This window comes from Labrys sp. Lb11, assembly GCF_057554225.1.
Map to the genome: position 1 here is coordinate 413,732 of NZ_BAAJOT010000003.1, position 23,449 is coordinate 437,180.

Here is a 23,449-nt window from a genome sequence, read left to right on the forward strand (position 1 = left end):
AAATCACTCCCTTTCGATCGTGTTCACCTCCGACTGCGTGCCGTCGCGCCAGGTGATCTGCACGCTGATCGACTTGGTCTTGCCCGGCACCTTCATGTAGGGCGTGGCGTTGCCCGGGATCGAGTACGGGTCCTTGGCGTTGCAGGCCGGCATGTCGAAGCGGCGGAGCGGCGCGGCGCCGTCGAGGCCGTAGCGCACCTCGGTGATGGCGCAGCGATAGCTCATCAGCGTGGTGAAGTAGACCAGCGTGCCGTTGAAGTCGCGGAATTCGACCCAGCTCGGCCAGATCTGCTCCAGCGCCTTGCGCTGGGTGTCGAACAGCGCCACGTCGGGGTCGAAGCGGATCGGGAACGGGCCGACCGTCGCCCCGTCCACGGTCTGGTAGCGCACCTGGATGATCGCCGCCTGGGCCTTGCCGGAGAGCTGGAAGGACGGGTTGGGCATGCGCTGGCCGGTGCGCTGGTCGAGCACGTCGAGCAGGCCGGTGTCGCGGTACTCGCCGGCCTCGCCGACGCGGTAGGAGATCGAGACCACCGGCTCCGGCGTCGACAGCGTGACCGTCCAGCCGGAATTGGAGCGCATGAAATTGGCGATCGGCGCCCGTACCGCCCCTTGCGCCGCGTCCTTGACGCTCGGGTCCGGCCGCACCATCGCGAGCTGCTGGCTGCCGGCGGGCACGCCGCCCTGCTGGGTCGCGAGGCGCTGCTCGGCGCTGTCCTTGGGCGGATTGGCCGGGTCCTGCAGGGCGATCTTGGCGTCCTTGCCGCCGATGACCACGCCGGGCCCGAGCGTGACGCCCGGCCCGAGCGTGACGCCGGCACCGGCCTGGGTGGTCTCGGTGACGTGGATCTCGGTCGGCACGTTCGGCGAGACGTTGTGGGCCTCGGCCGCCGGCTGGTCGGCCTGCGGCGCGCCGGCGGGCGCATCCGAGAGCACGACGTCGCCGATCACCTGGTCGTAATAGGCCGGCGTCTGCTCGTGGCCGATGGTCCGGGCCAGCGCCTTGACCTTGACCTGCGTCGCCTTGGCGATCTGCACCAGCGTCCGGCCGGGCTTGTCGAGCTCGGCGAGGAAGGTGCGGGTGAAGACCGAGTTGGGATTGCCGTCGGCGTCCGACAGGCGGTCGAGCGCCTCCTGCTTGGCGCCGGCCGACATCAGCACGAACACGCCCTCGGGCGCGTCGACGCGGCTGAGACCGCGCGTCGCGGCGGTCGAGCGCGTGCCCGGCCCGGAGAAGGGGTTGTCGCGGCAGGCGTCGAGCACCAGGATCGCCACGCCCGCTCCCTTCTCGCGGATACCGTCGATGATGCGGTCGACCGGGAAGGAGGCGTCGCGCACCAGATCCTGCTCGCTCGACTTCGCCGCAGGCACGTCGGTGGGCAGGAGGTAGTTGGTGCCGCCGATCTCGAAGCCATGGCCGGAATAGTAGAACACGGCGCGGTCGCCGGGCTGGATGTCGGCGTTGAAGGCGACGATCGCCTTGCTCATGGCGCGCTGGTCGACGTTCTCCACCCGGCGCACGACGAAACCGAGCTTCTCCAGCTCCGCGGCGATCGAGCGGGAATCGTTCACCGCCTTCTGCAGCGTCGGCACATTGGCGTAGGCGTCATTGCCGACGACGAGCGCGATGCTGCGCGCCTGCGCCGCGAAGGGCGCCAGCACCAGGACGGCGGCGAGGACGAGAAGACGGCGCATGGACGAGGCTCCCGGGACGGATGAAGCACCCTAGCGCGCGGCGCGAGGTTCCTCCACCCGCCCTGCCCGATCCGGCGCCGGCGGGCCGTGCGCAAACGCACATCGCTGCGGCGGAGGCCATCCGGTTTCCCAGGTGACACCCTCACGTCTTCCAATTTCCACGTTGATCTCCTAACTCCTACCGAGCGACGACGACGGGAGGGAGAAAGCGTCCATGGCCGATTTCGATGCCGCGATCAAAGCCGCCGAGGCCGAAGTGAAGGCCGCCCAGGCCAAGGTCGCCGACATGACCTCGAAGATCGAGGCCACCCGGGCCAAGATGGAGCAGGGCACGGATGTCTCCATCGACATCGCCAATGCCACGCTGGACGACGTGCACGCCCATTCGGAGGCGATGAACGCCAACATCGCCGAGCTGATCATCGGCCTCGACGACATCACCGCCGGCTTCTCCAAGGACTTCAGCGCCCTGCGCGAGAAGACCGGCTGGGAGAGCTTCGTGGGCATGTTCTCGGAGGCCAAGTCCGACAGCATGCGCGAGGAGCGCCTGCGCGGCACCTCGATCGACGACAAGCTGCAGGATCTGATCGCCAAGTCCGACATCATCGTCAACCTGCTGCAGGGCCAGCTCGGGGTGCTGAACGACCACAAGGCCCGGGTGGAGAAGAACCTGTCGGCGACGCTGGGCGAGCGCGAGGCGACCGTCGGCCAGCTCGATGCCATCAAGGCCCAGATCCTGGCGATGGATCCGAAGATCATCGAGCTGGAAAACAAGATCTCGATGGAGCAGAACGCCGCCGCCCGCACCAGGCTGGAGACGGAGCTCGCCGAGACCAATGCCCGCTTCAACGCGCTGGCCCAGGAGGAGCAGGTCAAGCTCGCCCAGTCGCAGACGCTGGAGCGCTATATCGAGAAGGGCAAGAGCTGGGTCGACAGCCTGCAGAACCAGGCTGCCACGCAGATGGTGCTGATCAACAAGCTGCAGACCGACACCAAGCAGCGCGTGGTGCTCTACGACGCCTTGACCAAGTCGTTGAAGACGGCCCAGCAGCAGGATGTCGCCCACCGCATCAACGAGATCGGCGTCAAGACCGACCAGGAGGCGCAGGCCGCCATGGCCGCGATCGGCTCGGCCACCAACCAGCGCATGGCCGACATGATGGAGCGCCACGAGGACCACATGGTCTTCGCCCGCAAGGTGCTGGAGGAGAAGGCCAAGTCCGATGAGCGCTTCGCCCGGCGCTTCGCGGCGATCGTCGAGAAGCACGACAAGAACCTCTACGGCCAGTCCTGACCGGCACGTCCGTGAGCGCTCCAGGAGACGACCACGCCGTCCTGCCCGATCCGATGGCGACGCGGCGCTACTTCGCCAAGTTCGCGCGGATCATCAGCCATCTGCGCGACGTGGCCGGCCTGGCCGAGAACCGGTCTCCGGGCGAGCTCGGCAAGCTGCAGCTCGACCTGATCGAGGCTTATCTCAATCGCCTGGCCAACAGCTTCACCGCCCTCGGCCTGAAGCACCTGATGGCCGGCCGGGCGGGCGCGCCGCCCCTCAGCCTCGAGATCGACCGGCGCGACAGCGGTTTTCCCGTTTTCCGCGAGATCCTGACCATGGCGACCGACCTCACCCAGGCCGACCGCCACCTCGCCGCCCTGCCGGACCAGGCCGCGCTCAAGCAGCAGATGATCGCGCATATCCTCTCCGAGCGCAGCGCGCCGGGCAGGCTGCAATATGCCATGAGCCAGCGCGTCTATTACGAGACGCTGAAGGCGCGCGCGCTGTTCTTCGCCCAGAACCATCCGCAGTTCCTGCTGATCTCCCGTCCGGACGAGCCGCGGCGGCGCTACCTCGTCCACTGGGCGGTCTATGACAGCATGGAGAGTGTGCCGGCGATCTATGTGCTGGTCATGGAGGATTCCGGCCGCACGCCCCTGCCCGACGATGCGGAACGGGCACCGGTGGTGCAGTCCCATCTCCTGGCCCAGTCGCTGTCGTCGCTGAAGCTCCTGACCATCGCCCGCGGCTTCGACGCCGATTTCGACGAGCTGCATCCGAAATTGCTGCGCCGCATCCATGTCGGCCCGATGTACTCGCACGCCTTCACCGAGCAGAACGGACCGCTGCGCGACATCCTGGCCGAGGCGTCCGGCGTCAACGGTCGCGACTGGGCCCTGGCCTGGACCGTCGAGACGCTGGTCTCCGCCCGCTGCGAGACGCAACCCAAGGGGCTGTTCTCGCAGGTGCAGCGCGAGATCTTCGATCTCGACCAGTACGACCCGGTGGCCGCGGACGCCGGCGTGACGCGGCTGGAGCGCTCGCTGATCCTGCCGCTGCGCGCCTATCAGGTGCTGAGCGACCGCAACCCGCCGGGCTTTGCCGGCGTGCGCAAATATGTGGTGGCCGAGAACGGCGCCGTGCTCAGCGGCATGTGACGGCGGGGATGCATGACGGCGGGCCGAGGCGGAGACGACTGACGAGATGGCGACATCGCTCAACCTGATGGAAGTGCGCGAGGCGGCGATCCGGGCGCATTACGACGGCGTGGTCGCCATGCTGGAGCATTTCGACTACGCCCCGCGCATCGCGCCGCCGCGGCCGGAGGCGGCATCGCCCCGGCAGCTTTCCCCCGGCATCACCGCCACCGGCCGGCGCTTCCGCGCCACCACGCCGGGGCTTGCCGCCCGGGCGTCCGTCCCGGCCTCGGGCGTCAGTCTCATCGAGCGCGTCGGCGCCGCCGATGCCGGCGATCCGCTGGTCAGCCCGGCCCAGGCCGGCGCTCTGCAGGCGCTGCGCCGCGCCGTCGCCACGGCCATGGCCGTGTCCGACCTGTTCGAGGAGCGCACCGCCCTCGGCCAGCTCAAGCGCGACAACCGCGACGGCCGGCTCGACCCGGCCCGCCGCACCGAGTTCGCCGAGCTGCTCGCCGCCGCCGCCCTGATCACCCTGCACGTCACGGCCAGCATGCTCGCCTTCCTCATGTCGGCGTCGCCGGCCGAGGGCGAGGCCGAGATCGGCCCGGTGCAGGAGATCGTCACCGACAATCCGCTGGTGGCCCTGCACGGCGTGCTCTGGGAACTCGACGGCATCCTGGCCCGGCTCGACGACGACGCCCGGCTGGTGCCGGCGATCAACGCCTGGTGCGAGGCGGTGATGCAGGCGGTGGCCGCGCGGGCCGCGACGGCGCCGCGGCTCGAAGCCTTCACCGCCGCCGCCTACCGGGTCGAGGCCGACGATTTCCGCATCGACGGTTTCAGCCCGGCCACCCGCAGGCGCAGCACCGGGCTCGCCATGGCCTTCAAGCAGCCGCAGGAGGTGATCGGCAACCATATCGCCAAGCACCAGTCGATGAAGCTGGCGAAGATGCTGATGGCCTATGATTTCACCCGCCGGCTCAACCCCTTCGCCGAGCTCGGCGGCTTCATCTTCACCTTCATGGGCGACGGCAGGCCCGGCACCGGCAAGACCACCCTGATCCAGATGATGGCGGGGCTGCTCGACACCTATTGCCGCAATGCCGGCTATCCCTTCCACTATGCCAACCTCTCCACCGAGAGCATCGACAGCTACCAGGGCAAGTCCGCCCAGAACGCCAAGGCCTTCATCCGCGCCGTCACCGATCCCGGCGTGATCGGTTTCGGCACCATCGACGACATCGACCAGCTCGCCGGCCGGCGCGGCGACCGCCAGTCCTCGGCGGGGCAGTTGGAGATCACCGCCGTGCTGATGGAGAGCTTCGCCGGCGCCGGCACCGTGGTGCGCGGCAACTGCACCTTCGGCATGTTCTCCAACTTTCCCGAGAACGTCGACGACGCCCTGCGCCAGCGCGCCGGGGCGCGCTTCCTGGTCGACGGGCCGCAGACCCGCGAGGACTATGTCGACATCCTCGCCCTGCTGCTCGGCAAGCGCCACCAGATCCCGGTGGGCGAGCATCGGCTGTTCGCCACGCAGGAGATCCGGAAAGCGGTCGCCGCGTCCTATGAGAGCCATGCCCGCCCCCGCGAGGAAGCCCTGGCCCGGGTGTTCGAGAGCGTGGAGGCGAAGCTCGGCCGGCTCGACACCCTGGCCAAGCTCGGCGCCTATCTCAAGGCGATCCAGGAGGCCGACGCCCGCTTCACCGGCCGCGCCGTCAAGAACATCACCGACGCGGTCAAGGTGCGCGCCATGGACTTCGAGCTGCCCGACGAATGGATGGAGAAGCCGGAGCTGTTCCTGGCCAGGGACTACGACACGAAGAAGGCGATGATCGCCGAGCTTGCCGGGCCGATCACCGTCGACATGGTCGTCCAGGAGATCAACCGCTACGCCGACAGCGAGTTCCGCTACGCCGACAAGTCGGACGAGGCGGCCATCGCCGAGGCGGTGCGCGACATGGGCCGGATGGAGGAGGCCAGGCGCCGCTTCGCGGAGGCGCGACGGGCATGAGGCGGCTGATCGAACAGGGCCTGATGTTCGGCAACCTCGTCGAGGTCGCCTCCCCCACCATGGTCGCCCGCTACAACGCGGCCCTGGAGAAGCTCACGGGCAAGCGCACCGCGCTGGCCGATTTCCATATCGACCTCTCCGGCTTCTCGCCGGAGATCGGCGACGAGCTCGGCGACCCGCTCTACCTCAACCCGCACGGCTGCAACCGCCAGTTCATCCTGCTCGGCCTCGACCAGATGGGCGCGCCGCTGCTCAACGCGCAGTTCTCGACGACCCGCACGATCCTGCGCCATTTCATCGAGGACAATGCGGCGGCGCTGGCTGCCCTGACCGCGCGCGAGGCGGTGCTCGGCGAGCTGGTCAACTCGGTCTGGCGGCTGACCCGGCCGCTCGACGTGCTGGGCCTGCGCACCATCACGGTGGAGGCCAACACCACCACGGGCCGGGTGACCGACGCCCAGAAGCTGTCGCAGATGATCGAGGCCTTCCGCACCGAGGACGGGCTCTGGTACGACGACGCCCATATCGCCGGCATGATCGCCCTGGCCGAGCGGGTGGGCGACATCGCCAGCCATCCCGTGGCGTTCAGGAAGACCGTCTACCGCCAGGGCAACTTCCACACCACGCATTTCGGCGGGCTCTACCTCTTCCGCGACGTCCCGTATCCGGCCCTGCTCTACCGCGACCCGGCGGTCGGCGCCGCGCAGATGGAGGGCATCTCCAGCCTCGACCTGAAGGACGCCGCCATCATCGCCAATTTCCTGCAGTTGAACGGCCTGATCGAGCCGGTCTTCGACGCCTTCGAGCTCGACGTGAAGGCGCTGCTGCGCCAGCGCCAGGACTTCATGCTGGTCGATCTGCTGGCCGACCTGGAGACGGCGCCGACCGAGCTGGCACGGCTGACCCGGGCGGACCTGCGCCGCATCGCCATGCGCCACGCCGCCGACCTGCCGCCGGACTTCGAGGCGGTGGCCTCGGCGCTGGCCGCGGTCGAGGATGGCCGCGCGCCGTCCCTGCCCCGTCCGGGCGAGCCGGGCTTCTTCTACCTGCACCGCGCCACGCCCGCGACGGACCGCGACCTCGTGAACCAGCTGCTGAGCGAGTTCACGCCGCTCGACATCCGCCAGCTCTTCATCTGCAACAAGCCGGCCTTCTACACAGCCTATCTCGGCTGGAGCGAGCGCAGGAAGGACTATGTTGCCGAATTCCTGGCCCAAGAATATGCCATGGACAAGCAGGGCGTCCGCGAGGAGCTGTTCGGTCCCGAGCCGACCATGGCCGATCCGGGCGTGGCCACCGGTCCCTGGGGGCCGCGGGCCGGCGGCACGTCGGGCGATGCCGGGCCGCGCCATGGCGCGATCAAGGGGCCCTGGGGCCCGCGCGCGGGACACTGAGGCCGCGTCGTGCCGCCGACATGGTGCAGGGCGATGATTGACCGGAGATCCCGATGGGGATCGGAGCCGGATTGCAAGGAGGGACGATGCTGCGCCTGCTGAAATGGGTCGTGATCGTCGCGGTGGCGGCGGTGGCAGCGCTCTGGCTGAATTTCGTCCTGCCCTCGCACGACATCGTCCGTATCGCCGGCACCGACACCAAGCGCCTCGACAGCTCCGGCTGGTTCGACAGCGAGGCGCCCGGCCTGCAGGCCAAGAACACCCGCGACGTGCGCTTCATCAACACCACCTATCCCGACGGCGGCATCCGCGTCTTCCGCAACGAGGACACGGACTGGTCCTTCCCCTTCTACTTCAAGTTCGACAGCGGCAACCTGCAGGCCGAGGCGCAGGCGCTGAGCTCCAGCGCCGACAAGCCGCAATGGGTCGTGATCACCAGCTATGGCTGGCGCATCCCCTATCTCACCATGTTCCCGAACGCGCTCAGGATGCGCCCGGCCACCGGGCCGGACGAATTCGTCATCCCCTGGTTCAACATCATCGTCCTCAGCGTCCTCGCGCTGGCGGTCGGCTGGGTTGTCTATCGCGTCCGCCGCTTCAAGCGCGAACAGGTGGATCCGATGATCGAGGATATCGGCGAGCGCATCGACAACGCCGTCGAGACGGTGGACTGGCACGCCGAAGCCGTGAGCAACCGCGCCACCGGCCTGTGGAGCCGCTGGCAGCGCTGGCTCGACACCTGGAAGAAGAAGCCGGGCCGCCGGTGAGGCGGTTGCCGAATTCCCGGCTCGCGCCCATGCCGTCGATGCGCCGGCCGGGGCCGAACGATGGGGAGGGGCTATGCTGCGCCTGCTGAAATGGGGAGCGATCGCCACAGCCTTGGCGGTAGCGGCGCTGTGGCTGAACTTCACCCTGCCCTCGCACGACATCGTCCGCATCGTCGGCACCGACACCAAGCGCCTCGACAGTTCCGGCTGGTTCGACAGCGAGACACCGGGCGTCAGGACCCAGAACACCCGCGACGTGCGCTTCATCAACACTGCCCACCCCGACGGCAGCATCCGCGTCTTCCGCAACGAGGACGCGGGCTGGTCCTTCCCCTTCTACCTCAAGTTCGACAGCGGCACGCTCCAGGGCAAGGCACAGGCCCTGGCCTCCGGCGCCGACAAGCCGCAATGGGGGCTCGTCACCAGCCAGGACTGGCGCATCCCCTATCTCGGCATGTTCCCGAACGCGCTCAGGATACGCCTGGCCACCGGGCCCGACGAGGTCGTCATCCCCTGGTTCAACATCGTCGTCCTCGGCGTCCTCGCCCTGGCGGTCGGCTGGATTGTCCACCGGATCAGGCGCTTCAAGCGCGAGCGGGTGGACCCGGTGCTCGAGGGCATCGGCCAGCGCATCGGCGGCGCGGCCGGGACGTGGACCGACACGCCGAAGCCGTGAGCCCCCTACCCCGTCATCACCTCCTCCAGCAGCTCGAAGACGCGCGGCGGCATGCACTGGGCGACGTTGAAGCGCAGAAAGCGGCCGGCGGACTGGGACACGCTGAAGACATTGCCGGGCGCCAGCACCATGCCGCGCTCCAGGGCGCGACGGGCCAGAACGGCCGAGTCCCGCCCCTCGGGCAGCATCGCCCACAGGAACATGCCGGCGCGCGGCTCGACCCACGGCGTCAGGCCGAGGCCACGCAGCCGCCGCAGCGTCAGGGTCATCGCGCCGGCAAGGCGGGTGCGCAGGCGTTCGGTATGGCGCCGATAGCTGCCGTCGGTCAGCACGCGATAGAGCAGCTGGGCATTGGCGTCGCAATTGCCGAAGCCGGTGGCGAGCTTGAGGTCGGTCAACTGCTCGACCCAGTCCGGCCGCGCCGCCACGAAGCCGATGCGCACCGACGCCGACAGGGTCTTGGAGAAGCTGCCGATGTGGATGACGCGCCTGAGCCCGTCCAGCGCGGCCAGGCGCGGCGTCGGCGCGATCTCGAATTCGCCGAAGCTGTCGTCCTCGACGATGGTGAGATCATGGGCCTCGGCGATGGTCAGAAGCTGGTGCGCCACCGCTGCCGACAGGGTGGCGCCGGTCGGGTTCTGCAGCGTGGCATTGGTGAGGTAGAGGCGCGGCCGGTGCTCGGCCGCCAGCGCCGCGAAGCGTTCGAGGTCGGGTCCCGAGGGCGTCACCGGCACGCCGATCACCCGGGCGCGTTGAGCCCACAGCAGCGCCTGGAAGTTGAAGTAGCAGGGATCGTCGACCAGCACGGTGTCGCCCGGCTGCAGCAGCAGGCGGCAGACGAGGTCGGCGGCGACGGAATCGGAGTCGGTCAGCATCACCGCGTCCGGCTCGGCGGCGATGCCGCGCTCGTTCAGGGTGCGGGCGATATGGGCTCGCAGCGGCGCCAGCCCGAGCGGCGAGCCATAGGCGGTCAGATTCGCCGCCTCGTCGCGCCCCAGGCTGCGGAAGGCCCGGCGGATCGCCTCCTGCGGCAACCAGTCGTCGGGCAGGCAGCCCCAGCCCGGCTTGAGCGCGCCGGGCGGCGCCTCCAGTGACTGGCGCATCACCCAGAACGGGCCGATGACGCGGTCGAGCTTCGGCCCGGCCTCGATCAGACGCAACGCCGGCCCGCGACCGGCGACATAGAAGCCCGAGCCGGGGCGCGAGACGATGGCCCCCTCCGCCACAAGTTTGTCATAGGCTTCGACCACGGTCGACTTCGAGACGCCCTGCGTCTCCGCAAACCGCCGGATCGACGGCAGCCGCGCGCCGGGCGCCGCCGCCCGCGTCGCGATCTGGCTGCGGACCGCCTGCATCACGCGGGCGACAAGCGTCGATTCCGTCTCGCTGCCGGCGACGATATCGAACATCCGTATTACCTTTCGTACCAATACAGTTCGGATGAATTGTACCGGATTGTGTCTGTCCTGGCCAGGGTGCCCAACCTATCGTCGGAGCATGGCAGCAACGTCCGACGGCGATCGGCCGGGCGGGCTTGCCGCCGCACCGGCGAAGGGATCTCGACCATGGACGACAGATGGACCGGCTGGCTCAACGGCCTTCTCGGCGTGCTGATCTTCAGCGGCTCGCTGCCGGCAACGCGCGTCGCCGTGCTCGACCTCGACCCGCTGTTCCTCACCGCCGCGCGTGCCGCCATCGCCGGCCTGCTCGGCGGCGTGCTGCTGCTGGCGCTGCACCTGCACATCCGCTGGAACCCGGTCAGCCCTCATGACCTGCAGCAGGGCAAGACTGCGGTTTCCCGGCGCATCGACCTGCCGGGGCGGGCGGAGATCGTGCCGCTGATCGTGGTGGCGCTCGGTGTCGTCGTCGGCTTCCCGCTGCTGACGGCCCTGGCGCTGCGCAGCATCACCTCGGCCCACGCCATCATCTTCGTCGGCCTGCTGCCGCTCGCCACCGCCACATTCGGCGTGCTGCGCGGCGGCGAGCGGCCCAAGCCGGCCTTCTGGCTGTTCTCGATCGCCGGCAGCGCCGCCGTCGCCGCCTTCGCCCTGCATCAGGGCGGCGGCGGCAGCGGCACGGGCGACGCGCTGATGCTGGCCGCGATCATCGTCTGCGGCCTGGGCTACGCCGAGGGCGCCCGGCTTTCGCGCCGACGCAGCGGCTGGCAGGTGATCTCCTGGGCGCTGGTGATCTCGCTGCCGGTGACGCTGCCGCTCGCCGCCATGCTCGAGCCCATCGCATGGAGCCGGGTCGGCTGGCCGGCCCTGTCGGCCCTCGCCTATGTCTCGCTGTTCTCGATGCTGATCGGCTTCGTGTTCTGGTATCGCGGCCTCGCCCTCGGCGGCATCGCCGCCGTCGGCCAGCTGCAATTGCTGCAGCCCTTCTTCGGCTTCGCCCTGGCCGCTCTGCTGCTGCACGAGCCGGTCGGCTGGATGACGCTGGGCGTGGCGGTCGCGGTGGTCGTCTGCGTGGCGGGAGCGAAGCGCTACGGCTGAGGAGCGGCCGGAGCCGGCTGATCGGGCCCCGGTCCGATAGGATCAGCACCACCACGGGCCATGATGCGACGGCCTTCGCCCCCGAGCAAGATGCCTCCCTGCCTGCCGCTCCCGGCGATATCCGGAATTGGCGGCGAGGAGGCCTCTTGCACCTCGCCCCGTCTCCTTCCCATCGCAGGAAGGCCGGGTGCGCGGCTGCGCTCAGTACCCCACGGCCCGCGCCTCGGCGCCCGGCGGCGGCGGGATGCGGTGGCCCTCGTCGCTGTACTGGTTGAGCTTGTTGCGCAGGGTGCGGATCGAGATGCCGAGGATGTTGGAGGCGTGGGTGCGGTTGCCCAGGCAATGGTCCAGCGTCTGCAGGATCAACTCGCGCTCGACATCGGCGACCGTACGGCCGACGAAGGAGCGCGACAGCGCCTCGGCCGTCGCCGCGGCCTGTGCCGCCAGGCCCTGGCTGAGGGCGAGGCTGTCCATCGCCGTGCCCTCCGGCGTGCGCAGCGCCTCGGGGCCGATCTCGGGGCCGGCGGCGAGCAGCACCGCCCGGTGCATGGCGTTCTCCAGCTCGCGCACATTGCCCGGCCAGCGCGCCGCCATCAGGCTCTTGCGCACCTCGACGGACAGGCCGCGCACCGGCAGGCCGTTGGCCTGCGCATATTTGCGGGCGAAGTGCTGGGCCAGCTCCAGCACGTCCTGGGGCCGCTCGCGCAAGGCCGGGATCTTCAGGTTCACCACGTTGAGGCGGTAGAGCAGATCCTCGCGGAAGGAGCCCTTGCGCACCTCGTCCGCCAGGTTGCGGTTGGAGGTGGCAAGGATGCGGATGTCGACCGGCACCGGCTTGGCCCCGCCGACACGGTCGATCACCCGCTCCTGGATGGCCCGCAGCAGCTTGGCCTGCAGACGCACATCCATCTCAGAGATCTCGTCGAGCAGCAGCGTGCCGCCGTTCGCCTCCTCGAACTTGCCGACGCGGCGCGCCACCGCGCCGGTGAAGGCGCCCTTCTCATGGCCGAACAGCTCGCTCTCCAGGAGGTTCTCCGGGATCGCAGCACAGTTCACCGAGACGAACGGCCGCTCGCGCCGGCTCGACTTGGCGTGGACGTAGCGGGCCAGCACCTCCTTGCCCGTGCCGCTCTCGCCGGTGATCAGGATCGAGGCGTCGGAGGGCGCGATCTGCCCGGCGAGCCGCACCACGGCCTGCATCGCCTCGTCGCGGACGACGAAATCGTTGCTCTCGCCGGCGACGGCGGCGAGGATGGCGCCGATCAGCTCCGGATCGGGCGGCAGCGGGATGTACTCCTTGGCGCCGGCCCGGATGGCGGCGACCGCGGCGCGCACGTCGTTGTCGACGCCGCAGGCCACCACCGGCACATGGATGCGTTCGGCCTCGAGCTTGCCGACGAGATCGCGGATGTCGAGCATCACGTCGATCATCAGGAGGTCGCCGCCGCGGCCGGCCCGCAGATGGCGCAGGGCCCCCTCGACGTCGGCGACATGGGTGACGGTCGCGCCGCGGTCCATGGCGATCTTGGTGGCCGCCGTGAGCTGGCCTTTCAGAGTTCCCGCGATCAGGAGTTTCATGGCTTACTTCTCCCCCTTCAGGATTTCGGTCATCGTCACGCCGAGCTTGTCCTCGACCAGAACCACCTCTCCCCGCGCCACCAGACGATCGTTGACATAGATGTCGATGGCCTCGCCGACCTTGCGGTCGAGCTCCAGCACCGAGCCGGGCCCGAGCTTCAGCAGGTCGCCTACGCCCATGCGGGCCCGCCCGAGCACGGCCGAGACCTTGACCGGCACGTCGAACACGCTTTCCAGGTCGGACGCCACGCGGCTCTGCCCATCCTCGGCATAGGCCATCCCCGCTCCATCCGGCGCCACCAGATCGATGTCGTCGTTCAGATGCGGCAGGCTCATGTTCTTCACACCGGGCTTCTCATTCATCGGCGGTTCTCCTCCGGCCGGATGACTGGTCGAGGTGGCGGCCGATGGCCTCCTCGAGCACCGCCTCCAGCGCCACGGTGTCGCGCACCGCGCCGCCATCGGCCCATTCGATCCGCGCATCCCCGACCAGGATGTCGGGCTCGCCCAGCACCACGATCGCGCCGGCGAAGCCGGACTCGCGGGCGATGGCTTCGAGCCGCGGCTTGACCGCCTCGACCAGGGCGGCATTGACCCGCACCACCGCGTGGGGCGTCGCCCGGAGATGGCTGAACACCGAGCGGGCAAGCTCCTCGATCGGCACCAGGGGCTGCTGCTCCAGGAGCGTCCCGGCCAGCTTGCGCGCCAGCGCCAGCGCCAGCCGCGCCGCCTGTTCCTCCGACCTGTCGGCGATCCCGGCCAGGCGTCCGCCCGCCTCGCCGAACTGCAGGGCAAGCCGCTGCATGGTCGCGGCCAGCCGGGCGGTCTCGTCGATCTCGCTCTGCCGCCGCCCTTCGGCAACGCCGCGCAGGAAAGCGGCCTCGTCGGCGAGCCGCACCGCGCTCTGGTGGTCGACCAGCGGGATGCTCGGCTCAGCGGCGGCCGGCGCGGCGCGCGGCGCGCCGAAATCGTCGTCGAACAGGAACTTGGCGCGGGGGGTCACGGCGCAGGCCTGCGCGGCGGGCGCGGCAACGGCCTCGCCTCGGGGGTCGGCGTCTCGCCGTGGGGCATGGGCAAGTGCGGGCGCATCAATATACCAGCTCGTCGTCGGCGCGGTTCTTGGTGATCATGATCTCGCCCTTGGCGGCGAGATCCTTGGCGCTGGAGACGAGGATGGCCTGGGCCTCGTCGACATCGCGCAGGCGAACCGGCCCCATCGCCACCATGTCGTCCTGCAGCAGCTTGCCGGCGCGCCCCGACATGTTGGACAGGAAGAAGCTGCGTGCCTTCTCCGAGGCGCCCTTGAGAGCAATCGCCAGCTTGTCGCGGTCGACCGCGCGCAGCAGCGTCTGCACCGCCGCCGGGTCGAGCTTCATCAGATCGTCGAAGGTGAACATCAGCGCCTTGATGCGCTCGGCGCTCTCGCGGTTGGCTTCCTCCAGCGAGGTCAGGAAGCGCGTCTCGGTCTGGCGGTCGAAGGCGTTGAAGATCTCGGCGATCAGCTCGTGCGGGTCGCGCCGCTGGGTCTGGTTGAGGTTCGACATGAACTCGGTGCGCAGCGTCTGCTCGACGCGATCCAGCACTTCCTTCTGCACGCTCTCCATGCGCAGCATCCGCCCGATCACGTCGAGCGCGAACTCCTCGGGCAGGATCGCCAGAACCCGCGCCGCCTGGTCCTGATGCACCTTGGTCAGCACCACGGCAACGGTCTGCGGGTACTCGTTCTTGAGGTAGTTCGCCAGGACGTTGTCCTGCACGTTGGACAGCTTCTCCCACATGTTCCGGCCGGCGGGGCCGCGGATCTCCTCCATGATCTGCGCCACGCGGTCGGACGGCAGATAGGTCTGGAGCAGCCGCTCGGTGTTCTCGAAATTGCCCATGATGGCGCCCGACGCCGACATCTGGCCGACGAATTCGAGCATGAACATCTCGACCGCCTCGGCCTCGAGGGCGCCCAGATGCGCCATCGCCGCCGAAATCGCGCGGATCTCGTCGTCGTCGAGGCCGCTCCAGATCGTGCTGGCATATTTGTCGCCGAGCAGCAGCATCAGCATGGCTGCGCGTTCGACGCCCCGCAGCACGCGCGTGCCGGGGGAAAACTTCTTCATGGGCTCGACGGGAACCGGTTCGGTCGACATGGCCCGTCCTCAATTCGCCGGCTCGGCCAGCCATGTCCGGATCAGGGACAGGGTTTCGCCGGGGTTGCGCTCGACCAGCTCGCCGATGCGTTCGACCGAGCGCTGCTGGATGCTGCCGTTGATCTGTGCGACGTCGAGCAGTTGCAGCGTCGGACTGGGCTCGGGCGGCGGCAGCACCAGCGGCGGGCCCTCCGCATGCGCCGCGGCGATGCCGGCCACCGCGACGGCCGGCGCCAGGGGCCGGTCGGCGGCGTCGGGCGAGACGATGCGCCGCACCAGCGGCCTCACGGCGAACAGCAGCACCAGCAGCGACAGCAGGGTCAGCACGCCGAGCTCGGCGAAGCGCATGATGTCGATGCCGGAGAAGGCGCTCATCCAGCCCTGGCCTGGCTCGATGTCGGCAGCGGCCGGCGCGTCGGCGAAGCGCAGGTTGACCACCTCGACCTGGTCGCCGCGCTGCTGGTCGTAACCGATCGCCGAACGCACCAGCGCGGCGATACGGTCGAGATCCTCCTTGGCGCGCGGGTTGTAGGCGAGCGCGCCGGCATTGTCCTTGGCATAGGACCCGTCGACCAGCACCGCCACGGAGACGCGCTTCACCCGCCCGCCGTCGATGGTCTCGGTCTTGGTGGTGCGCGAGATCTCGTAGTTGATCGTCTCCTCGTTGCGGCGGGTCAGATCCTGCGCCCCGGCATTGGGATTGGCCTGGCCGCCCGCATTGGGCAGCTCGTTGCCGACGGTGACGCTCTGGTCGCGCGCGGCGACGGCGGTGCTCTCCTCCCGCGTCTGGGTCGAGCGGATCACCTTGGTGTCGGGGTCGTAGAGATCCTGCGTCTGGGTGATCCGGTTGTAGTCGAGCTCGGCCGTCACCTGCACCCGGGCCCGGCCGACGCCGACGACGCTCTCGACGATGCGCTGCACCTGGTCCGACAGGCGCCGCTCATAGGCGACCTGCCGCTCGTCGGCGGCGCTCTCGGGCTCGCCGGCGGCGGCGCCGTCGGCGAGCAGGGCGCCGGACTCGTCGACGATCGAGATGCGCTCGGGCTTCAGCCCCTCGACCGCGCTGGCGACGAGGTGACGCACCGCCCGGATCTGGCTCTGGTCCAGGCCGCCGCGCACCTTCAGCACGATCGACGCGGAGGGCGGCTCGCGGTCGCGCTGGAACAGCGCCTTCTCCGGGATGACCAGGTGGACGCGCGCCTGCTCGATGCGGTCGATGCCGCGGATCGAGCGCGCCAGCTCGCCCTCGAGCGCCCTCAGCTGGTTGATGTTCTGCACGAAGCTGGTGGCCGACAGGCTGTCGCCCTTGTCGAAAATCTCGTAGCCGACGCCGCCGCCCGAAGGCAGGCCATCCTGCGCCATGGTCATGCGCAGGCGGGCGACCCGCTCGCGCGGCACCAGGACGGTCGAGCCGTCGCCGCGCAGCTCGAACGGCACGCCGGCCGCTTCCAGCGACTTCACGATCGCCGCGGAGTCCCGCATGTCGAGATTGGCAAAGAGCACGGCCATGTCGGGCTGGCTGAAGCGCAGGATCACGAAGGCGAAGAAGCCGATCAGCGCGAGCGTCATCGCTCCCATGGCCGCCAGGCGCCCCGGGCCGAATCGCTTCAGAACCTCCATCAAACCCTGCACGCGCACGCCCCATGTGCTGCGGGAGCGGGGGTCCCGTGGCCGCCGGCCCCAGGCCTCCCGCACGTTTTCCGTGCCGCGACCCGACCGGGCGATCGCCCGGTCCATGCCGCAGACTAGGCAAGAATTGCCCGGTTCATGGTTTCGAAAAGGTTAACGCGGTCCGACGCGCGGCAGATCGGCATCGTCCGCCACCCGGCAAGACTTGCCGGGTGGCGGCACAAGGTGCCGCCCGGATTCTCTTCCTTCACATCATGAGATCCTATCAAGCCATTGATCCTGAAAGTGTCACCGTGGCACCGCGACTGGTACGCCTCTTGCGTCACGCGGAATGACGACGCACCCGCCATTCCGCGGGCGCCGACGCGAATCCGAGACCGCCGCTTGCCCAGTTCCGTATCCGCCGCCGACATCGAGCCCGCGCAGCCCAAGGCGCGGAAGAAGCGCGTCGACCCGGCCGATCCGTCCGGTTTCGCCGAGCTTCTCGTCCCGCCCGCCGCGCCGCCATCTCCAGCGCCGACGGGGCCGGCCGAGGCCATGGCGCAGCCCGCCGCCCGGCCGGCCGGCGCAGTCGCAGCCGCCGGCGCGCTCCCGGCTGCTCCGTCGGCGGCACCGGTGCAGACGGTCCTCCCGGCGATGCCGGCGGGAGATGGCGGCTTGGCCGCATTCCTCGCCGCGGCCGGCGTTCCCACCGAAGCGGCCGGGGCATCCGCCGCCATCGCGCCCACACCGGAGGCCACGGCCACGGCGCCTGTGGCCGGCCGCCTCGCTCCGCCGGATATCACGGCGTCGACGCCGGTCGCGGTGCCCCCGGCCGCCGCCCCTGCCCTCGCTATGGTCCAGTCCGGGCCTGCAGTGGCGGAGCCGGCCGTCACCGCCGCGCCCGCGTCGGCCGCCACCGAAGCGTCCATCCCGCCCGCGCACCTGCTGCCGGCGCGAACAGCCCCGCAGCCCCAGGCGGCCGCCCCCCGGCCGCATCCTGAAACCGGCACGCCGCCGGTCAAATCGTCCCCGGCCGGGGCCACGGGTGCGCCGGCCGGTCCGCCTGCCACCGTCACGGTCTCCGTCAGTGCCGCCGCGCCGACGCCGGGCGCCCTCGCCGCCCCGGCTGCGACCGGTCCGGCAGCGGTATCGACCTCTGCTCAGGCCGAGCCGGTCCATGCCGGCGCCGTGGCCCCGCCCGAGATCGATGTCGCCGCCTCCGCCCGCCCGCCGGCGATCACGGCGCAGCATGATGATCGGGCGCCGGAAACGGCATTGCCGCCGGTCGCCGCCGACCGCAGCAAAGCCGCCTCGACGGCGGCCCCGGCGCAGACCTCTGCCCCGCCCCCCCCACCTGCTCCGTCTCCCGCAACCGCACCGGCGGCGCCGGTCCAGCCTGCCGAGGCCTCCGTGCCGGCAACCGGTAGCGACACGCCTGAGGCCCCGACCGCAGGCAGAACCGCCACCGGGACGGACACAATCGCGGCACCCACCCTCCCGGCCGGCCTGCCGAGACCCCTTGCCGGCGCCGCGGTGGCCGAGAGTCCGTCGGCGCCGGCCGCCAGCTCCCGCCCCGCCGCGCCGCCGACCGGCCCGACGATGGCTGCGGCCGTGGACCGGGCGTCCCGCCCGGCGGCGGACGGCAAGCCCGCTGCAGCGGCGGACGACGCCGGGCGTGAGGACACGGCGGACGTTGCTGCCCGGCCTGCAGTCGAGGCGTCCCGGCAGGCCGAGGCCGCCGCGCCGGCGAGGTTGGAGGCTCCGACACCGATACCGATACCGATACCGCCGGCTGGGGCGGCCCAAAGCACCGACGGCCCCCGTCCGGCGGCGGAGCAGACGCCGCAACCATCCGTGCCGGTGATCCCCTCCTCGCTGCCCCATCTGGCCGTGACCGTCGCCGCGCGCGCCAAGGCGGGCGAGAGCCGCTTCCAGATCAGGCTCGACCCGCCCGAGCTCGGCCGGGTCGACGTCAGCCTGTCGATCGACGACAGAAGCGGCGCCGCCACCACCACCCTGACGGTCGAGCGGATGGACACGCTCGACCTGCTGCAGCGCGATTCCCGGGCGCTGGAGCGGGCGCTGAACACTGCCGGCTTCCGGACCGATCCGGGCTCCCTGCAGTTCAACCTCCGCGACCCCGGCCAGAACCCGCAGGGCTTCACCGGCCACGACCAGGGCGCGGGCCGGCAGGCGCCGCACCGCAGCGCCCCCGACGGCGGCGAGACTTCCCGGCCGCCTGTCCCGTCGCCAGCCGCCTATGCCCATCCTCTCGGTCGCCGCAGCGGCCTCGACATCCGCGTCTAAGGGAGCTCCAGCATGACGAGCGTGTCCTCCGCCACCGACATCGCGACCGCCCAGGCCGGCGCACGAAAGACCATTGCCGGCAATTTCGACACGTTCCTGCAATTGCTGACCACACAGCTGCAGAACCAGAACCCGATGGATCCGCTCGATACCAACCAGTTCACCCAGCAGCTGGTGCAGTTCTCCTCGGTCGAGCAGCAGCTCAAGACCAACGATCTGCTCGGCACGCTGGTGTCCGCCAACACCGCCAGCATCGTCGCCGCCTCGGCTGGCTATCTCGGGGCGCAGATCACCGCCGACGGCTCCACCACCACCCTGGACAACGGCAAGGCGACGTGGACGCTGACGGCCGCCAAGCCGGCGGCCAAGGCGACCTACAGCGTCATCGACAGCAAGACGGGCGAAACCGTCTACACCAAGACCGGGACGCTCGATGCCGGCCCCGGCACCTTCAACTGGGACGGGCGCACCGATGACGGCTCGCTCTACACCTCCGGCACCTACAAGCTGAAGATCGACGCCATCGACGCTGCCGGCCAGCCGGTCACCGTCTCGACCGAGATCTCGGGCAAGGTCGACGCCGTCGACCTGTCCGGCGAGACGCCGCTGCTGCAGGTCGGCGGCATCCATGTCCCGCTCGACAAGATCAAGACCCTGCGCAAGGCCTCGTCCTGACGCCTCGGGCGCGGGCCGGCTGCCCCTGTGGCACCCCGTCGCCACAACTGCCGCGGCCGGCCGGCAGCCACGGATTCATCGAGGGCAGGACGGGGGCGCAGACACCGGGAAAACACTGGTACAACTCACCACAACCCATTGCTACATAAGGATTTTATAACAAGTCCCAAGGTGGTTCCAATGCGATATTTTCCCTTCAGCAATTTTTAAGCGGAGGTAACTACGCTCATAGGAGACAAGGTCAGTCGAGTTGTATGAGCGTATCCCATGACCGAACCTCTTCGCCCACGGGTGAAATACGTAATCGGCCCGGACGGCAGTCCGCTGACGATCGCCGACCTTCCTCCGCCCGGCACGCAACGCTGGGTGATCCGCCGCAAGGCGGAAGTGGTCGCTGCGGTCCGCGGCGGGCTTCTCAGCCTCGACGAAGCGTGCACCCGCTATACGCTCACCACCGAGGAGTTCCTCGGCTGGCAGGCCTCGATCGACCGTCATGGCCTGGCCGGGCTGCGCACCACGCGCATCCAGCACTACCGCCAGTAACCGACCTCGCCCTTCCCGGACGCCGGCCTCGCAAGAGTCCGGCGTTGCTGCATTTGAGGACGCCCGGATGCCCCGGCCGGTCACCGGCCAGAGGGCGGCCTACGTGCCAAGCGCCGCCTCGGGCGGATGCGATTCCCCCCCGTCACAGGACCTTGGCGGCGAGCCGGCTCTTCGACGATCGCCTTCATCCCGCGCCCGCGGGCATGGCGTCAGGCGTCGGCCAGGACCTGCAGGTCGCGCGAGAACGATAGCGTCACCGGAACGCCTCGCTCCGGCGGCGGCGCGCTCGGGCTGTTGAAGCCGTCGAGCGAGATCACCGTGTTGTTGCAGCGCACGCGCACCCGGACGATCGCGCCCTGGAAACCGACATCCTCGATCACGCCGCCCAGCTTGTTGGAAAAGTCGTTGCCCTGGGACAGCGAGATGCCTTCCGGCCGCAGCGCCACCGTGGCCTTGTCGCCGGCCCGGGCGCCGGGGAAGCCGCCCGCCACCGAGATCTCCTGCCCGTCCACGGCGATCCTGCCGGCCGCCGGATCGAGGATGCGCCCTTCCAGGAGGTTGAGCGTGCCGACGAAGGAGGCGACGAAGCGGGTGCGCGGCCGGTTGTAGATCTCGAACGGCGTGCCGACCTGCTCGATCCGGCCCTCGTTCATCACGACGATGCGGTCCGACATGGTCAGCGCCTCCTCCTGGTCGTGGGTGACGAACAGGGTGGTGATGCCGAGCTCGCGCTGCACCGCGCGGATCTCGGCGCGCAGCGACACGCGGATCTTGGCGTCGAGCGCCGAAAGCGGCTCGTCGAGCAGCAGCATCTGCGGCTTGACCGCCAGGGCCCGCGCCAGCGCCACGCGCTGCTGCTGGCCGCCGGAGAGCTGGTAGGGATAGCGGTCGGCATGGGTCGGCAGCGTGATCAGCTTCAGCATCTCGTCGACCCGGGCGGCGACCTCCGCCGCCGGCCGCTTGGCGACCTTGAGGCCGAAGGCGATGTTCTGGGCCACCGTCATGTTGGGGAACAGCGCATAGGCCTGGAACACCATGCCGACCTTGCGCTGGTTCGGGTTGAGGCCGGTGACGTCGGCGCCGTTGATGCGGATGCTGCCGGAATCCGGCCTCTCGAAGCCGGCCACCATGCGCAGCACCGTGGTCTTGCCGCAGCCCGACGGCCCGAGCAGCGAGATGAACTCGCCCTTTTCGGCGCTGAAGTCGAACTGGCGCACGCCGGTGTTGCCGCCGAAGGTGCGCTGGAGCTTGTCGATCTGGAGGAAGGCCATGGCTGCGCTGCTCATCTGGAGGGTCTGGCGCTGCGCGCGCGCCCGAAGATCTGGATCAGGCCCATGCAGGCCCAGGTGACCAGGAAGGCGATGATCGCCAGCGCCGACGGCTCATAGGCCCGGTTGGCTCCGATCAACTGCAGGTAGGGACCGAAGGCCGGGCGGTTGAGCAGGCTCGCCAGCGTGAACTCGCCGATGACGATGGCGAAGGTCAGGAAGGCGCCGCTCAGCACTGCCGAGCGCACGTTCGGCAGGATGATCTTGAACAGGATGGTCGGCCAGCCCGCGCCGAGACTCTCCGCCGCCTCCGTCAGGGTCTTGACGTCGATGGCGCGCAGGCCCGTGTCGACGGTGCGGTACATGTAGGGCAACGCCAGCGTCACATAGCCGAAGGTCAGGAGCACGTTGGTCGCCCCGGCCGAGGCGGTGAACGGCAGCCAGGACGAGGAGTTGTACAGCCGGAGATAGCCGAAGACGATGACGATCGCCGGGATGACCAGCGGCAGCAGCGTGATGAACTCGACCAGCGAGCGCAGGTGCGGCAGGCGCAGCCGCACCCAGTAGGCCGTCGGCACCACCAGGAGCACGCCGACGACGATGCTCGCCAGCGCCTGCACCACGGAATAGAGGAAGGTTGCCTGGAACTGGCTGTCGCCGAAAACGACGCGGTAGGCCTCGAAGCTGTACTGGCCGCGCAGCATGCGCAGCGAGAACTCGAAGGTCGCCAGCAGCGGCACGATGAAATAGGTCGCGGCGAAGGCGAAGATCAGCCAGCCGATGATCGATTGGCGTTTCATCGGAGCCACCGTTCGCCGCGGCTGCGCAGCCAGATATAGGCGCCGTTCGACAGGCAGGTGATGACGATCATGCCGAAGGCGAGCGCGAAGCCGAGATTGGGATCGTTCAGCACGTCGCCGCGGATCTGGGCGAAGAGCTGGATGGTGACGATGTTGAGCGAGGAGCCGGTGAGCGCATAGGCCGTCGCCACGGCGCCGAAGGCATTGGCGAACAGCAGCAGCGTCGCGCCCAGGATGCTCGGCCACAGCACCGGCAGCCCGATATAGCGCCAGTAGTGATAGGCGCTGCCGCCCAGGATCGCACAGGCCTCGCGCCACTCACGCTTCATGCCGTCGAGGGCCGGCACCAGGATCAGCACCATCAGCGGGATCTGGAAGTAGAGATAGGTCAGCGTCAGGCCCCAGAAGCTGAGCAGGTTGAAACCGGTCGCATAGAGGTTGATGCCGAACCAGTCGCGCAGCAGCACGGTGACGAGGCCGACCCGCCCGAAGGTCGCCACGAAGGCGAAGGCGAGCGGCACGCCGGCGAAGTTCGAGGCAACGCCGGAAAAGGTCATCACCGTCGGCCTGAGCCTGTCGGGCAGCGCCCCCGACACCAGGGCGTGGGCGATGAAGAAGCCGACGAACGCGCCGCCGAAGGCGGAGGCGGCGCTGATCTTGATGCTGATCCAGTAGGAGGCCAGCAGGTCGGGCCGGTTGAAGAGCTCGACGAAGTTGGCCAGCGTCGGGTTGCCCGCCTTGTCCTGGAAGGCAGCGACCATCAGCATGCAGGTCGGCACGATCAGGAACAGCAGCGCGAAGGCGAAGAACGGCAGGACGCCGAGCGTCGCCAGGGAGAACAGGCCCCCGGCGGAGGCGGTCCTGGCGACGGGCGGGGCTTGCTGGGCGGCAACGGTCATGCGGGAACCGGGGTGGTGACGGGTGTGCCCGGCATCGGAGTGTGCCTCGAAAATCGGCGGCCGAGGACCGGCGACGAGCCGACCCGACGACTTTCGAGGCACACGCTCACCATGCCTGAACCATCCTGGTGTTTCGAATCGGTCCTTCCTGAAACCCTCGCCCCCGCCGGAGCGGACGTG

The 23,449-nt window shown here is 69.6% G+C and carries 20 protein-coding genes; 10 read left to right on the plus strand and 10 right to left on the minus strand.

What is annotated here, in order from left to right; all coding sequences use genetic code 11:
- Positions 1 to 3: 3 nt before the first annotated feature.
- Positions 4 to 1,695 (minus strand): caspase family protein, encoded by a 1,692-nt coding sequence (locus tag AC27L4_RS11780; RefSeq protein WP_487142327.1) that lies wholly within the window; start codon positions 1,693 to 1,695, stop codon positions 4 to 6.
- A 214-nt stretch (positions 1,696 to 1,909) separates the two neighbouring features.
- Here AC27L4_RS11780 and AC27L4_RS11785 point away from each other — a divergent pair, with 214 nt between their 5' ends.
- The 6 genes from AC27L4_RS11785 to AC27L4_RS11810 all read left to right on the plus strand — a co-directional run bounded on the left by AC27L4_RS11785 (position 1,910) and on the right by AC27L4_RS11810 (position 8,955).
- Positions 1,910 to 2,989, plus strand: a complete 1,080-nt coding sequence (locus AC27L4_RS11785; protein WP_487142328.1) for a hypothetical protein — start codon at positions 1,910 to 1,912, stop codon at positions 2,987 to 2,989.
- Positions 2,990 to 3,000: 11 nt separating this feature from the next.
- Positions 3,001 to 4,128 carry a hypothetical protein gene (locus tag AC27L4_RS11790; RefSeq protein ID WP_487142329.1) on the plus strand — a complete coding sequence of 376 codons (1,128 nt, stop codon included), beginning with the start codon at positions 3,001 to 3,003 and terminating at the stop codon, positions 4,126 to 4,128.
- Positions 4,129 to 4,174: 46 nt separating this feature from the next.
- On the plus strand, positions 4,175 to 6,118 hold the full coding sequence (locus AC27L4_RS11795; RefSeq protein WP_487142330.1) for an AAA family ATPase: 1,944 nt from the start codon (positions 4,175 to 4,177) through the stop codon (positions 6,116 to 6,118).
- The gene (locus AC27L4_RS11800) at positions 6,115 to 7,512 is read left to right on the plus strand and encodes a DUF6638 family protein (RefSeq protein WP_487142332.1); all 1,398 of its coding nucleotides are present in this window, start codon (positions 6,115 to 6,117) and stop codon (positions 7,510 to 7,512) included. Before AC27L4_RS11795 ends, AC27L4_RS11800 begins: the two co-directional genes overlap by 4 nt.
- A gap of 86 nt (positions 7,513 to 7,598) precedes the next feature.
- A complete protein-coding gene (locus AC27L4_RS11805) occupies positions 7,599 to 8,279 on the plus strand; it encodes a DUF1523 family protein (protein ID WP_487142333.1) in 681 nt (226 codons plus the stop codon).
- A gap of 73 nt (positions 8,280 to 8,352) precedes the next feature.
- On the plus strand, positions 8,353 to 8,955 hold the full coding sequence (locus tag AC27L4_RS11810) for a DUF1523 family protein (RefSeq protein ID WP_487142334.1): 603 nt from the start codon (positions 8,353 to 8,355) through the stop codon (positions 8,953 to 8,955).
- Between the two features lie 5 nt (positions 8,956 to 8,960).
- On the opposite strand, the gene AC27L4_RS11815 is transcribed toward AC27L4_RS11810, so the two are convergent.
- Entirely contained in the window at positions 8,961 to 10,364 is a 1,404-nt protein-coding gene (locus tag AC27L4_RS11815) for an aminotransferase-like domain-containing protein (protein ID WP_487142335.1), read from the minus strand.
- Between the two features lie 156 nt (positions 10,365 to 10,520).
- Between AC27L4_RS11815 and AC27L4_RS11820 the strand changes: the two genes are divergently transcribed.
- A complete protein-coding gene (locus tag AC27L4_RS11820; RefSeq protein WP_487142336.1) occupies positions 10,521 to 11,450 on the plus strand; it encodes a DMT family transporter in 930 nt (309 codons plus the stop codon).
- Positions 11,451 to 11,651: 201 nt separating this feature from the next.
- On the opposite strand, the gene flbD is transcribed toward AC27L4_RS11820, so the two are convergent.
- From flbD to fliF, 5 genes are all read right to left on the minus strand, one after another.
- The gene (gene flbD, locus AC27L4_RS11825) at positions 11,652 to 13,028 is read right to left on the minus strand and encodes a sigma-54-dependent transcriptional regulator FlbD (protein WP_487142337.1); all 1,377 of its coding nucleotides are present in this window, start codon (positions 13,026 to 13,028) and stop codon (positions 11,652 to 11,654) included.
- Positions 13,029 to 13,031: 3 nt separating this feature from the next.
- Positions 13,032 to 13,391 (minus strand): flagellar motor switch protein FliN, encoded by a 360-nt coding sequence (gene fliN, locus AC27L4_RS11830; RefSeq protein WP_487142338.1) that lies wholly within the window; start codon positions 13,389 to 13,391, stop codon positions 13,032 to 13,034.
- Positions 13,384 to 14,031: a FliH/SctL family protein gene (locus AC27L4_RS11835; RefSeq protein WP_487142339.1), complete on the minus strand. Its 648-nt coding sequence runs from the start codon at positions 14,029 to 14,031 to the stop codon at positions 13,384 to 13,386. Before AC27L4_RS11835 ends, fliN begins: the two co-directional genes overlap by 8 nt.
- A gap of 85 nt (positions 14,032 to 14,116) precedes the next feature.
- Positions 14,117 to 15,136 (minus strand): flagellar motor switch protein FliG, encoded by a 1,020-nt coding sequence (gene fliG / locus AC27L4_RS11840; protein WP_487142926.1) that lies wholly within the window; start codon positions 15,134 to 15,136, stop codon positions 14,117 to 14,119.
- 39 nt (positions 15,137 to 15,175) lie between these two features.
- Complete coding sequence (fliF, locus tag AC27L4_RS11845; RefSeq protein ID WP_487142341.1) at positions 15,176 to 16,798, minus strand: flagellar basal-body MS-ring/collar protein FliF; 1,623 nt, start codon at positions 16,796 to 16,798, stop codon at positions 15,176 to 15,178.
- 1,833 nt (positions 16,799 to 18,631) lie between these two features.
- On the opposite strand from fliF, the gene fliK reads away from it, so the two are divergent.
- The 3 genes from fliK to sciP all read left to right on the plus strand — a co-directional run bounded on the left by fliK (position 18,632) and on the right by sciP (position 20,302).
- Entirely contained in the window at positions 18,632 to 19,084 is a 453-nt protein-coding gene (gene fliK / locus AC27L4_RS11850; RefSeq protein ID WP_487142343.1) for a flagellar hook-length control protein FliK, read from the plus strand.
- Between the two features lie 12 nt (positions 19,085 to 19,096).
- Positions 19,097 to 19,759 (plus strand): flagellar hook assembly protein FlgD, encoded by a 663-nt coding sequence (locus AC27L4_RS11855; protein WP_487142344.1) that lies wholly within the window; start codon positions 19,097 to 19,099, stop codon positions 19,757 to 19,759.
- A 267-nt stretch (positions 19,760 to 20,026) separates the two neighbouring features.
- Positions 20,027 to 20,302 (plus strand): CtrA inhibitor SciP, encoded by a 276-nt coding sequence (gene sciP / locus AC27L4_RS11860; RefSeq protein WP_487142345.1) that lies wholly within the window; start codon positions 20,027 to 20,029, stop codon positions 20,300 to 20,302.
- A 209-nt stretch (positions 20,303 to 20,511) separates the two neighbouring features.
- Here the strand turns inward: sciP and AC27L4_RS11865 are convergent, their stop codons facing one another.
- From AC27L4_RS11865 to AC27L4_RS11875, 3 genes are read right to left on the minus strand one after another with little or no spacing between them, the layout of a single operon-like run.
- The gene (locus AC27L4_RS11865; protein ID WP_487142927.1) at positions 20,512 to 21,573 is read right to left on the minus strand and encodes an ABC transporter ATP-binding protein; all 1,062 of its coding nucleotides are present in this window, start codon (positions 21,571 to 21,573) and stop codon (positions 20,512 to 20,514) included.
- A gap of 11 nt (positions 21,574 to 21,584) precedes the next feature.
- On the minus strand, positions 21,585 to 22,370 hold the full coding sequence (locus AC27L4_RS11870; RefSeq protein ID WP_487142346.1) for an ABC transporter permease: 786 nt from the start codon (positions 22,368 to 22,370) through the stop codon (positions 21,585 to 21,587).
- Entirely contained in the window at positions 22,367 to 23,269 is a 903-nt protein-coding gene (locus AC27L4_RS11875; RefSeq protein ID WP_487142347.1) for an ABC transporter permease, read from the minus strand. Before AC27L4_RS11875 ends, AC27L4_RS11870 begins: the two co-directional genes overlap by 4 nt.
- Positions 23,270 to 23,449 lie beyond the last annotated feature (180 nt).